Origin of the sequence: Ancylobacter mangrovi (assembly GCF_024752335.1) — a bacterium.
In the GTDB taxonomy this organism is placed as follows: Bacteria; Pseudomonadota; Alphaproteobacteria; order Rhizobiales; family Xanthobacteraceae; genus Ancylobacter; species Ancylobacter mangrovi.
Window position 1 is genome coordinate 131,437 of record NZ_JANTHY010000007.1, and the last position, 12,191, is coordinate 143,627.

The 12,191-nt window shown below is 68.6% G+C and carries 13 protein-coding genes; 7 read left to right on the forward strand and 6 right to left on the reverse strand.

Going from position 1 to position 12,191, the window contains the following annotated elements:
- Positions 1 to 7 precede the first annotated feature (7 nt).
- The 7 genes from NVS83_RS17810 to NVS83_RS17840 all read left to right on the forward strand — a co-directional run bounded on the left by NVS83_RS17810 (position 8) and on the right by NVS83_RS17840 (position 6,217).
- Positions 8 to 1,009, forward strand: coding sequence for a Gfo/Idh/MocA family protein (locus NVS83_RS17810; RefSeq protein WP_258740513.1), 1,002 nt, complete (start codon positions 8 to 10; stop codon positions 1,007 to 1,009).
- A 10-nt stretch (positions 1,010 to 1,019) separates the two neighbouring features.
- Positions 1,020 to 1,775, forward strand: coding sequence for an SDR family oxidoreductase (locus NVS83_RS17815; protein WP_258740515.1), 756 nt, complete (start codon positions 1,020 to 1,022; stop codon positions 1,773 to 1,775).
- A 249-nt stretch (positions 1,776 to 2,024) separates the two neighbouring features.
- A complete protein-coding gene (locus NVS83_RS17820; protein WP_258740516.1) occupies positions 2,025 to 3,053 on the forward strand; it encodes an ABC transporter substrate-binding protein in 1,029 nt (342 codons plus the stop codon).
- A complete protein-coding gene (locus NVS83_RS17825; protein WP_258733429.1) occupies positions 3,050 to 3,883 on the forward strand; it encodes an ABC transporter ATP-binding protein in 834 nt (277 codons plus the stop codon). The genes NVS83_RS17820 and NVS83_RS17825 overlap by 4 nt, the downstream gene beginning before the upstream one ends.
- A complete protein-coding gene (locus tag NVS83_RS17830) occupies positions 3,883 to 4,683 on the forward strand; it encodes an ABC transporter permease (protein WP_258733430.1) in 801 nt (266 codons plus the stop codon). The genes NVS83_RS17825 and NVS83_RS17830 overlap by 1 nt, the downstream gene beginning before the upstream one ends.
- Entirely contained in the window at positions 4,680 to 5,528 is an 849-nt protein-coding gene (locus tag NVS83_RS17835) for an ABC transporter permease (protein WP_258740517.1), read from the forward strand. Before NVS83_RS17830 ends, NVS83_RS17835 begins: the two co-directional genes overlap by 4 nt.
- A complete protein-coding gene (locus NVS83_RS17840; RefSeq protein ID WP_258740518.1) occupies positions 5,525 to 6,217 on the forward strand; it encodes a hypothetical protein in 693 nt (230 codons plus the stop codon). The genes NVS83_RS17835 and NVS83_RS17840 overlap by 4 nt, the downstream gene beginning before the upstream one ends.
- A 25-nt stretch (positions 6,218 to 6,242) precedes the next feature.
- Here the strand turns inward: NVS83_RS17840 and NVS83_RS17845 are convergent, their stop codons facing one another.
- The 6 genes from NVS83_RS17845 to NVS83_RS17870 all read right to left on the reverse strand — a co-directional run bounded on the left by NVS83_RS17845 (position 6,243) and on the right by NVS83_RS17870 (position 12,067).
- Positions 6,243 to 7,139 carry a polysaccharide deacetylase family protein gene (locus tag NVS83_RS17845; RefSeq protein WP_258740519.1) on the reverse strand — a complete coding sequence of 299 codons (897 nt, stop codon included), beginning with the start codon at positions 7,137 to 7,139 and terminating at the stop codon, positions 6,243 to 6,245.
- Between the two features lie 2 nt (positions 7,140 to 7,141).
- Positions 7,142 to 8,233, reverse strand: a complete 1,092-nt coding sequence (locus tag NVS83_RS17850; protein WP_258740520.1) for an amidohydrolase family protein — start codon at positions 8,231 to 8,233, stop codon at positions 7,142 to 7,144.
- Positions 8,234 to 8,354: 121 nt separating this feature from the next.
- Entirely contained in the window at positions 8,355 to 9,470 is a 1,116-nt protein-coding gene (locus NVS83_RS17855) for an ABC transporter substrate-binding protein (protein WP_258740521.1), read from the reverse strand.
- Between the two features lie 84 nt (positions 9,471 to 9,554).
- Positions 9,555 to 10,421: an ABC transporter permease gene (locus NVS83_RS17860; RefSeq protein WP_258740522.1), complete on the reverse strand. Its 867-nt coding sequence runs from the start codon at positions 10,419 to 10,421 to the stop codon at positions 9,555 to 9,557.
- Position 10,422: 1 nt separating this feature from the next.
- A complete protein-coding gene (locus NVS83_RS17865) occupies positions 10,423 to 11,238 on the reverse strand; it encodes an ABC transporter ATP-binding protein (RefSeq protein ID WP_258740523.1) in 816 nt (271 codons plus the stop codon).
- Positions 11,239 to 11,422: 184 nt separating this feature from the next.
- The gene (locus tag NVS83_RS17870) at positions 11,423 to 12,067 is read right to left on the reverse strand and encodes a GntR family transcriptional regulator (RefSeq protein WP_258740524.1); all 645 of its coding nucleotides are present in this window, start codon (positions 12,065 to 12,067) and stop codon (positions 11,423 to 11,425) included.
- Positions 12,068 to 12,191: the final 124 nt, after the last annotated feature.

Here is a 12,191-nt window from a genome sequence, read left to right on the forward strand (position 1 = left end):
AGGCCTCATGCTCAATGCCGCGATCATCGGGCTCGGCAGTTGGGGCCGGACCCTCGTCGACGCCGTGCAGGGCAAGAGCGGGCTGATCCGCTTCACCCGTGCGGCGACCGGCAACCGCGCCAGGGCGGCGGACTACGCCGCCCTCGCCGGCATCGCCCTCGAGGACAGCTACGAGGCGGTGCTGGCGGCGCCGGGCGTCGACGCGCTGGTGCTGGCGACGCCCCATCTCCAGCACGCCGGGCAGATCGTGCAGGCGGCGGCCGCCGGCAAGCACGTCTTCGTCGAGAAGCCCTTCACCATGACGCGGGCCAGCGCCGAGACCGCGGTGGCAGCCGCCGCAAAGGCGGGCATCGCGCTCGGCCTCGGCCACAACCGGCGCTTCCATCCCCATGTCGCCCGGCTGCGGGAGATGCTGCGCGCCGGCGAGGTCGGCACCGTGCTGCATTGCCACGCGGAGATGACCTCCTCCAGCGCGCTGTTCCTGCCGGGCGGCGTGTGGCGCACCGACCCGGAACAGTCGCCCGCCGGCGGCATGACCGGGCTCGGCATCCACCTCGTCGATTTGATGATCGACCTTCTCGGCGAGATCGACGCGGTGGCCTGCCAGAGCCTCAACCGCGCCGCACCCTCGGGCGCGCAGGACACGACCAGCGTCTCGCTGCGGCTGCGCAGCGGGGTCACCGCCACGCTGCTCGCCTTCTCGGCCACCGCCCCCGTGTTCCGCTTCACCGTCTACGGCTCGCAGGCCGTGGTCTCCATCGAGGGCCCGACGCTCGACCAGATGACCATCCGGCCCGCCGCGCGCGGGCCGGGCAAGCCCGCCCTGCCGCCGCTCGTCGAGACCCTTTCCGGCTTCGACACGGTGCGCGCGGAGCTCGAAGCCTTCGCTCATGCGGCCGGCGGCGGCGCGCCCTACCCCATCAGCGCCGCGCAGATGGTCCACGGCGTCGCCGTGCTCGAGGCGATCATCGCCGCGGCCGGCCAGGATCGTTTCGTAACCGTCACATAGGAGGGCAGCCATGCCGACGACTGATCGAACGATGATCGTGACAGGCGGCTCCAAGGGAATCGGCGCCGCCATCGCGCGGGCCGCCGGCGCGGCCGGCTACCGCGTCGCGCTGACCTACCGTTCCGACGCCGCCGGCGCTGAAAGCGTCGCCCGCGACGTCGAGAAGGCCGGCGGCGAGGCGCTCGTCATCTCCGCCGACGTGGCGCGCGAGGAGGACGTGCTCGCGCTGTTCAGCGCGGTCGACGCGACGTTCGGCCCGCCCGACGTGCTGGTCAACAATGCCGGCGGCGTCGGCCCGCTCGGCCGACTCGAGGCGATCAGCGCCGCCGCCCTCCACGACGTTCTGGCGATCAACGTCGTCGGCAGCTTCCTGTGCTGCCGCGAGGCGGTGCGGCGCATGTCGACCGGCAAGGGCGGGCGCGGCGGCGCCATCGTCAACATGTCCTCGCGGGCGGCCGAGCTCGGCGGCGCGGGCGAATGGATCCACTACGCCGCCAGCAAGGGGGCGATCGACAGCCTGACCGCCGGCCTCGCCCGCGAGGTGGCGGCCGAGGGCATCCGCGTCAACGCGGTCGCCCCCGGCCTCATCGCCACCGACCTGCACGCGGCGGCCGGCGCCCCGGACCGGCTGGCCCGGCTCGGGCCGGCCGTTCCGATGCAGCGCCCCGGCACGGCGGAGGAAGTCGCCGCCGCCGTGCTGTGGCTGGCTTCGCCCGCGTCTTCCTATGTCACCGGCGCGATCCTTCCGGTGTCGGGCGGGCGCTGAGCGACGCGTCGAATCTCCCGCCTGAACAGCCGGGGAATTCTCATGCATCGTTGACATGATCGAACATTTGCCTGATTATCTAACGATAAATAAGCAGGCGATGCCGGATACCCTACCGATGGCACGCGACGCCAAATCGACCGGACGGCCAACCCCCGCAAAAAGGGGGTCCGATGTTTCATCCGGTCCTACCTGCCCAGAAAAACACGTCACCCGGCAACGATCCGGGAGCAACGGGAGAATACGTCCATGGCTACTCGACGCGACGCACTTGCGCTCGCGGCCGCTCTGGCGGCCCTCACCCTGACCCCTGGCGCCATTTCGACGGCAAGTGCCGACCCCGTGAAGATCCGCATCGGCTGGTCGACCATGCCCGGCCATCTCATTCCGGTGCTGTACAGCAAGCCGGACATCCTGAAGCACTACGGCAAGAGCTACACGGTGGAGCCGATCCGCTTCCGCGGCTCCTCGCCCCAGATCACCGCCATGGCGGCGGGCGAGATCGACATGGCCGCCTTCGGCCCGCTGGTGCTCGCGCTGGCCGTGACCAACGCCCATCTCGACGTGAAGGTCGTCGCCGACATCATCCAGGACGGCGTCAACGGCTCGCACAGCGAGACCTTCCTGGTCCGCGCCGACTCGGGGATCGAGAAGGTGACGGACATGAAGGGCAAGCGCGTCGGTACCAACGCCATCGGCTCGGCCTCCGACACCGCGATGCGGGCGATGTTCCGCAAGAACAAGATGCAGGACAAGCGCGACTTCACCATGGTCGAGGTCGCCTTCCCGAACATCCCGGCCATGCTCGACGAGGGCAAGATCGACCTCGGCACGGTGCTGCAGCCAATGTCGAAGCAGCTTCTCGACACCGGCAAGTACAAGGTGCTGTTCACCTCGGCCGACGCGATGGGCCCGTCCCAGCTGGTCTTCCTCGCCGCCAACGGCAAGTTCCTCGACGCCAACCGCGCCGCGCTGATGGACTTCTTCGAGGATCACGTGCGCGCGGTGCGCTGGTTCACCGACCCGAAGAACCGGAAGGAGGCGATCAAGATCATCGCCGACTTCATGCAGCAGCCGCCGGATTCGCTGAGCTACCTCTTCACCAAGGAGGACTACTACCGCGATCCGTTCATGGTGCCGAACGTCAAGTCGATCCAGGACAGCATCGACATCGCGGTCGATCTCGGCCTCGCCCCGCGCGGCATCCAGGTCTCGCCGGAGCATGTCGACCTCAGCTTCGTAAAGGAAGCCCAGAAGCGGATCGAGGCGGGCCAATGAGCGCGACCCAGCTCGCCGCCACGGCGCGCCGGCAGGCCGCCCATGCCCCCAGCGGCATCTCGGTCCAGGACGTGTCCCATACCTATGGGGCACGCGGCGCGGGAACGCTGGCGCTCGACGGCATCAACATCGACATCGAGGATGGCGAGTTCCATTGCCTCCTCGGTCCCTCGGGCTGCGGCAAGAGCACCCTGCTCTACCTGATCGGCGGCTTCATCCCCGTCCAGTCGGGGCAGATCTCGACCGCGACCGGCCGCGTCACCGCGCCGGGGCCCGACCGCAGCATCGTGTTCCAGAACTTCGCGCTGTTTCCCTGGAAGACGGTGCGCGACAACGTGCTCTACGGGCTCAAGAAGGCGGGCTTCGGCCCGGCCGAGCGCGCCGAGCGGGCGCAGCGCTACATCGACATGGTGCACCTCACCGGCTTCGAGAACGCCTACCCCTCCCAGCTCTCCGGCGGCATGCAGCAGCGTGCCGCCATCGCCCGCACGCTCGCGGTCGACCCCGGCATCCTCCTGATGGACGAGCCTTTCGGCGCGCTCGACGCGCAGACGCGGCGCGTCATGCAGGAGGAACTGCGCGCCATCTGGCGCAACAGCCGCAAGACCGTGGTCTTCGTCACCCATGACGTGCAGGAGGCGGTCTTCCTCGCCGACCGCATCTCGATCATGAGCGCCCGCCCCGGCCGGGTGCAGCACGTGATCGACGTGAACATGCCCAAGGACCGCGACGAGACGATCCTTGAAAACCCGGAATTCATCCAGCTCAGCGAGCATATCTGGCGGCTGGTGCGCGAACAGGCGGTGGCGGCGACGCGGGGGGCGCACTGATGAGCAGCACCCTCGACGCCCCACGAAGCCGCGGGCCCGGCTTTTCCTACACGCTGATCAGCGTGCTGGTGCGCTTCTCTCCGGTCCTGCTCCTCGCCCTCCTCTGGGAGGCGCTGGGCCTCAGCGGCCTGATCTCGCAGCAGATGCTGCCCGGCTTCGGCGAGATCGGCAGCGCCTTCATGAGCATGCTGCTGAACGGCGACCTGCTCTACAACACCGCCCGCTCGGTGGGGCGCGCGGCGACCGGGCTCGCGGGAGCGATCGTGGTCGGCGTGATGCTGGGGCTGCTGATGGCCTCGTTCCGCTCCGCCCGGCTGCTGTTCAACCCGATCGTCCAGATCTTCTACCCGATGCCGAAATCGGCGCTGATCCCGGTGGTGATGATCTGGCTCGGGCTCGGCGACAGCTCCAAGATCCTGCTGATCTTCCTCGGCTGCATGCTGCCGGTGGTGGTCGGCACCTACAACGGCGCGCGCGGGGTCAACCCGTTCCTCCTGTGGTCGGCGGCGAGCCTTGGCGCCTCGCGCTTCGACGTGCTGCGCGAGGTGGTGCTGCCGGCGGCGATGCCCGACATCCTGAGCGGATGCCGGACCGCGCTCGCCTTCTCCTTCATCCTGATGGTGAGTTCGGAGTTCGTCATCGCCACCGACGGCGTCGGCTTCCTCATCAGCTCGCTCGGCGACGGCGGCCAGTATCCGGCCATGTTCGCCGCCATCTTCTTCGTCGCCGGAATCGGCTTCGCGGCCGACCGCACCTATGCGGCGTTCGCCCGGCGGCTCCTTCGCTGGAGGGAGGCATGATCGACATGGCCGAGGCAAGGCCGCTGGCGCGCGCCCCCAACTCTCCCGTGCGCAAGGCCCCGCGCCCCTCGCGCAGCATCGCCCCGCAGGTGATCGACATCGGCGTGCAGGTGACGGTGGTCGCCGTCATCGCCGGCATCTGGGAGTTCGGCGCCCGTTTCGGCGCGCTCAACCCCTTCCTGCTGCCGCCGCTCAGCGTGGTGCTGGAGCGGCTCTGGGAGGACATCCTCGCCGGCACGGCGCTCGTCGATGTGGGGCTGACGCTCTACCGCGCGCTGGTGGGCTTCGTGATCGCGGCGATCATCGGCATTCCCGCAGGCATCCTGATGGCTCGTTCCGCCGTGGTGCGCTGGTTTCTCGACCCGCTGGTGTCGATCGGCTTCCCGATGCCGAAGATCGCCTTCCTGCCGATCTTTGTGCTCTGGTTCGACATCTACGACACCTCGAAGATCATCATGGTCGCGTTCTCCTGCTTCTTCCCCATCGTCTCGGCGACCTATGCCGGCACGGCGGGCCTCGACAAATGGCCGATCTGGTCGGCCCGCTCGTTCGGGGCCAAGGAGCGCGAGCTGCTGTGGGAAGTCTACCTGCCCATGGCCATGCCGCAGATCATCACCGGCCTTCAGGTGGCCCTGCCGGTCGGCATGATCACCACCATCGTCACCGAGATGCTGATGGGCGGGCGCGGCGTGGGCGGCGCGATGATCATGGCCGGGCGCTTTGCCGACTCGGTCGGCGTGTTCTCCGGCATCGTCCAGATCATCATCCTCGGCTTCCTGGTGGTGAAGTCGGTGGAACTGCTGCGCCGGCGGATCCTCGCCTGGCATCCCGAGACCCGCCGTTGACGCGGGAGGGTTCGGGCGTTCCATCTGCCGCTCCGGTCGACGTCGCCTATGGCGCCGACCGGCCGGCGGCGGGCGCGGCGCCCGCCGAAAGCGTTCCACGCATAAGCCTCGTGCCGGGCGAGGCGCTGCGGCTGAACAGCGAGCGCTTCGTGCTGCCCCCGCCGCCCATCGGGCAGGGGCACGTGCCGCTCGACCAGCGCCTCGCCGACCACCTCAAGCGCCTGTCGGGCCCGTGGAACCGTCTCGCCGCGTCCTTCGTCGACGCCTATTTCGCCTACCTGCAAAGCCAGATCGAGACCCATCGCGGCGCCATCCTCGACCGGCTCGCCCCCCTCGCCGGCCTGTTCGCACCCGAGGACACGCTCTATTCCGCGCCGCTGCCGTTGCCGCGCGCGCTGGTCCGCGTGCCATCCGCGAACGGAAGCGAATGGGTGCCGGCCGACATGCTGTTCTGGGACGGGCAGCGGGCGAAGGCGGTGCTGTTCTCGCCCTCGCCGCTGCTGCCGGGCGCGGAGCGGCGCCGGCGCGAGCACCTGCTGGCCGTCGGCGTCGAGATCGCCGCCCTCGCCGCCGGGGACCTGACGAAGCCGGAGACCTTCGCCGCCCTGCTCGGCCCCCTCGGGGCGGACTTCTGGCGCGACGAGGCGCTTCCCGTCGCGCCGGGCGCCCCGCCCTTGCCCGAGTTTTGACGGCACGGGCGGGAGACCGCCGGACCTAGCGGGCCGGTTCCCCGTCGATCCGGGCCTTCTCGGCGCGATACCAGTCGGCGATCTCCTCGCCCGTCATCATCGCCACGCCGCCACGCCCGAGCACATCGTCCAGCAGCGCTTCGAAATGGGCGATGCGGTGCGGCACGCCGGTCAGGTAGGGATGGGTGCTGATCGCCATGACGTGGGCGTTCTCCGCCCCCTCCTCCCACAGCCGGTCGAACTGGTCGAGGCAGCGGCGGCGGAAGGCGTCGGAGGGCTGGTGCTGCACCGCGTGCACGACGATGTCGTTGGTCTCGACCGAATAGGGCACCGAGAGCATCGGCCCGTGCGCGGTGGCGAGTTCGAACGGCAGGTCGTCGATCACCCAGTCGGCGACATAGCCGATCCCGGCTTCCTTCAGCAGGTCGAGCGTCTGCTCGTTCTCCGTCAGGCCCGGGCTTTCCCAGCCCGGAGGCGGACCCCCGGTGAAGGCGCGGATGGTCTCGACCGTGTCGACGATCGCCGCCCGCTGGTCCTCGAGCTGGTGCATGGGGCGCTGCAGATAGCCGTGCCCCATGAACTCCCAGCCCGCATCGTGCGCGGCGCGGGCGACCCGCTCATAGCTGCGGCACACATGGCCGTTGACGGCGAAGGTGACCCGCAGGCCCCGCGTCTCCAGCGCCTTCAGGATCCGCCAGAAGCCGACACGCATCCCGTATTCATGCCACGCCCAGTTGGGCAGGTCCGGCATCAGCGGCTGGCCCATGGGCGGAGGCAGCACGGTGCGCGGCATGGTCCGCGCGATCGACCACTCCTCGACATTGACGATGATCCACACCGCCACCCGGGCATCGCCCGGAAGGTGCATGCGCGGCCGGTCCGGAAACGCCTGGAACGGCGCGCGCTCGCTCAGCAATCCCATCGTCACAGTCCGAGCAGCCCGACCGCATTGCCGCCGGCTACCCGGGCCCGCGTCTCGTCGTCGAAGCTGTCGACGCTGAGCACGTGCTGCACGGGGTCATAGTCGGCCATGTCGTAGGGATAGTCCGTCCCCATCACCACATGGTCGGCGCCATAGGTGTTCACGAGATATTCGAGCTGGTGCGGGGTGAACACCACGCTGTCGAAATAGACGAGGCGCAGATAGTCGCTCGGCGGGCGCGGAAGACCGGCATTGGAATCGCGGCGCGCGCCCCAGGCGTGGTCGATGCGGCCCGAATAGGCCGGCAGGTAGCCCCCGCCATGCACCGCCAGCAGCTTGAGCTTCGGATGGCGCTCCAGCACGCCGTCGAAGATCAGGTAGTGCAGCGCGACCGTAGTCTCGAGCGGATTGCCGATGATGTTGCTGAAGTAGAACCGCGTGAAGCGCTCGCCGCCGGTGAAGCCGTTCGGGTGGATCATCACCAGCGCGCCGAGCTCCTCCGCCTTGGCGAAGACCGGCTCGAATTCCGGCGCCGAGAGCTCGCGGCCGTTGACGTTGGTCAGCAGCTCGACGCCCTTGAGCCCGAGCTCGCGCACGCAGCGCTCGAGCTCGGCGGGCGCGCTTTCCGGGTCCTGCATGGCGAGGGTGCCGAGGCCGGCAAAGCGGTCCGGGCGCTTCGCCACGAAGGCGGCGATGCCGTCATTGACCATGCGGTTGGCGACGACGCCATGGGCGGCATCGACCGCGTAGTAGCACTGGAACGGCGGAGGGGCGACGACCTGGATCGAGATGCCGAGCTTGTCCAGCACCTTGATGCGGTCGTCGATGTCCACCATCGTCCCCGCGCGGTCCTGGTCCTGGCGCTGGTTCACCGCCCGCGTCTCTTCATTGGAGTATTTCACCATGGCGATCCCGCTCACATCGAGATGCGGGGCGACATAGGCCTGCGCCTCCGGCACGCCGATATGGGCGTGGATGTCGACCGTGACGGTGTCGAGCCGCGCCGGGTCGGCGGAGGGCTTGCGGGCGGATGTGGGGCCGTATCGGTTCACGTTGCCGCCCAGCGTGGCGGTGTCGATGATGCTGTGATCCATGAGTCAGTCCTCGGGTCAGTCCTCTGCAGGTCGGTGCTTGCGCGGGCTCGGCTCGCGCGCCGCCGTCCCGTGATGCGCGGCGAAGCGCCGGCGGACGGAAGATCCGCCCGCCGGCCGTCGCTCACATGTTCTTCTGCTTCCAGGCCGCGACGTCGGCGACGATCTCGTCGCGCGAATAGTCGTTGGCGGGGCCGATGATGGAGGCGTCGAGGAAGGTGGCCGGGTCGATCTCGGCCTTCAGCTCGCCCACCTTCACCAGCGGCGGCTGCACGGCCTTCCAGACCTCGGCCTGCACGTCGCCCTTCTTGTCGGTGATGGAATAGGCGAGGTCGACCGAGGCATCGACGAACTTCTGGCCGAACTCCTCGTTGGGCCATTCCTCCGGCACCGCCTTCTTCAGCATGGCGGAGAGGACCTGCGGGTCGATCTTCGCGACCTCCATGCCCTTCGAATAGGCGCGGAAGAAGCCCTCCAGCGTCTTGCGCAACTCGTCCATCCGGTCGGCCGAGACGACGAAGGAGTTGGCCGGCTGGTCCTCCATCTCCGTCGGGGTGATGAGGCGGATGTCCATGCCGGCCGCCTCCAGCGACAGCCAGTCCGGCGTCGCGCCGGCGATGGCGACCACACGCCCGCTCTTCAGCGCGGACGCCATGGTCGGGCCGGCCTCGCCGACCACCACCGTATGCACGTCGGAGATCGGCACGCCCTTGTGGTTGAGGGCGATGGTCAGCGTCACCAGATCGCGGTCGCTGACGAGGCCGACCGTCTTGCCCTCGAGGTCGGCGACCGACTTGTAGGGGCTGTCGGCGAGCACGGCGACGCCTTCCGGCGCCTTCTGGTGCGCCTCGTAGATCACCTTGATCTTGATGCCGGCCTGCACCGCCTGGAAGGTCTGCGGCGCGTCGAGCATGGCGAGCTCGGCCTGGCCGTTCTGCACGAAGGCGACGTAGGGAACCGTGGTCGAGGACGGCAGCAGGTTCACCTCGATGCCTTCGTCGGCGAAGTAGCCGAGCGCCTCGCCGGCGACGATCGGGTAGAAATTGGCCGAACGCGGCAGCGGCATGATGACGTTCACCGTCTTCAGCTCGTCGGCCTTTGCCGGGGTCGGGGCCGGCAGCAGCGTGGCGGCGAGCGCCAGCGCAGCCAACCCGGCGCATATGCCACCGGTACGTATCCCGCCGGCACTCTTCGTTTCGGTCGCTCGCCTGCCGGCGACCAATGCATCGCTCTTGAACATGGCAAAATCCTCCCATCGACCCTTTGCGGGTCGTCTCGTTGAAGCGGTTCTTCCGGTATTTTCAGGTGACGGCGCGGCGGGACCTCAGTCGGCCCGCCAGGCCTTGGCGCACCGGCGGCTCATCGCCGCCATGCGCGCGTCGCTGCGCCAGTAGACGAGGTACTCATCAACCTCCTCCATGGCGACGAAGAGCAGGTAGCCGACCGCGGTCAGCATCACGAGCACCGCGAAGGACGCCGCCATGTTGAGCGCGAAGCTGTAGCGCTGCATCAGCACGCCCATCCCCTCGCCCGCCGAGATGAACTCGCCGACGATGGCGCCGATCAGCGCGAGCGAGATCGCCGCCTTGAGCCCGGCCATGATGATCGGCATGGCGTTGGGCAGCATCAGGCTGAAGAAGATCTGCCGCTTGCTGGCGCCGAGCGAGCGGAACATCTCGCTCGCGTCCTCGTCGGTGTTGACGAGGCCGGTCAGCGTGTTGATGAAGGGCGGGAAGAAGCAGATCAGCGCGCCGATGGCGATCTTCGGGCTGGTGCCGAAGCCGAGCCAGGCGATGATCATCGGCGCCAGCGCGATGCGCGGAATGACCTGCAGCACGATCACATAGGGCGAGATGTAGCGCCGGAAGGTCTCGCTGAGCCCGGCCGCCACCGCCAGCGCGATGCCGACCACCGAGCCGATGACGAAGCCGGCCAGCGCCTCCCACAGCGTGATGCCCATGTGGTACCAGGCGTTGCCCTGCACGAACAGCATGCCGTAGAGCGCGACGACGATGGCGCTCGGGCGCGGCAGGATCAGCGGGTCAACGAACTGCGTCGCGCTGGCCAGCTCCCAGACGGCGATGATCGACAGGAACAGCGCGAGATGGCGGGCGATGCGCCCGATGACCAGCGCGCGGGCGGAGCCGGCCTGCGGGCTGCCGGCGAAGTGCTCGTTGGCGGCGAGGCTCATCTCAATGCCCTCCCAGGATGGAGCGGACCTCGCCGACGAGGCCGTTGAACTCCGGCGTCTGCATGAGCTCCACGCCGCGCGGCCGCTCGAACGGCACGTCGACGATCCGGGCGAGCCGGCCCGGGCGCGGCGTCATCACCATCACCTGGTCGGCGAGGAAGATCGCCTCGGCGATGTTGTGGGTGACGAACAGCACCGTGGCGTCCACGTCCTCGACGATGCGCATCAGCTCGAGGTTCAGCCGCTCGCGGGTGAACTCGTCCAGCGCGCCGAAGGGCTCGTCGAGCAGCAGGATGTTGGCGCCGGTCTGCAGCAGCCGGGCGAGCGCCACGCGCTGCTGCATGCCGCCCGAGAGCTGGCGCGGAAAGCTGAAGGCGAAATCCTTCAGGCCGACGAGGTTCAGCAGGTCGATCGCCCGCCGGCGGTCGGCATTGGTGGCGGAGCGCTTCACCTCGGTCGGCAGCAGCACGTTCTCCACCGCCGTGCGCCAGTCGAGCAGGGTCGGGCGCTGGAACATCATCGCCACGTCGCTGGAAGGGCCGTTCACGCCGTGGCCGAGGACGCTGAGCTCGCCGCCGGTCTTGGCGATCAGCCCGGCGACGAGGCGCAGCAGGGTGGACTTGCCGCAGCCGCTCGGCCCGACCAGCGAGACGAACGAGCCGCGCCTTATGTCGAAGGTCGCGCGGTCCAGGGCGATGACCTCGCCGTTGAAGGTCTTCACCAGCCCGTCGGCGGAAATGACGATGTCCGGGTCGCCCCCGGCCATCGCGGGCCTTGCCCGATCGGCGGCGACGATGGTGTTGGAAAAGGCGTTCATGGAGCTCCTCCGTGTCGCGCGCAGCCGCCGGCATTCGCCGGCGAGGCGTCGGGACGACCTGTGGCGTTTCCTCGCCGCAGCCCGCCTTCTGAAGGGCGGGACGGGTCTGCGGCTTCCCCATGAGGGGTTCTTCCGGAGTAAGGCGCAGCCGACATCCGCCGGATGCGCGGCGAAGGCCGTCCCGTCAGGCGACGATCGGACGGCTTTCGAGGGCGCGCAGGATCTGGTCCTGCGACTGGCCGATATGGCGCCTCAGCATGCGCGCGGCGGCGTTGCCGTTGCGGGCCTGCAGGGCGTCGATAATGTCGTTGTGCTCGTGCAGCGGCCCGACATGCTGGTTGTGCGTCCTCACCACGGTGAGGCCGAGCATGCACAGGCGCTCATAGAGATCCATCATCCGGCCGATCTCCTCGCACAACCTCTTGTTGCGCGAGAGCGAGGCCAGATGGCAGTGGAAGCGGCGGTTATACTCGGTGAAGAGCGGGATCGAGGCCGTGTCGGCGTTGCGGAAGGCGTCGAGGTCCTTCAGCTCGGCGTCGCTGGCCACGGAAGCGGCCTTGCGCACGCCGGCCGCCTCAAGGATCAGGCGAAGCTCCAGCAGGTCGGCCGCGTCGCTCACCGAGACCGGGCGCACGCGATGGCCGCGCCGCGGCTCGATCTCGACCAGCCCCTCATGCTCCAGCTTCTGCATGGCGTCACGGACGGGCGACTTGCTGACGCCGAAGCGCTCGGCGAGGTCCGCCTCCCGCAGCTCGGAACCGGGCACGATGGCACAGGACAGGATGTCCCGCCGGACCATCTCATACACCCTGTTGCGAACCAGGTTCATGCGAACGACCTCATACCTGAGATATCACGAACGTTATATTGATCGCTCGATAACGTCAACATGAGCTCGATGAAAGGGATGAATTCATGGAATACCATTGCGTAACATGGACATGGCCTCGTCC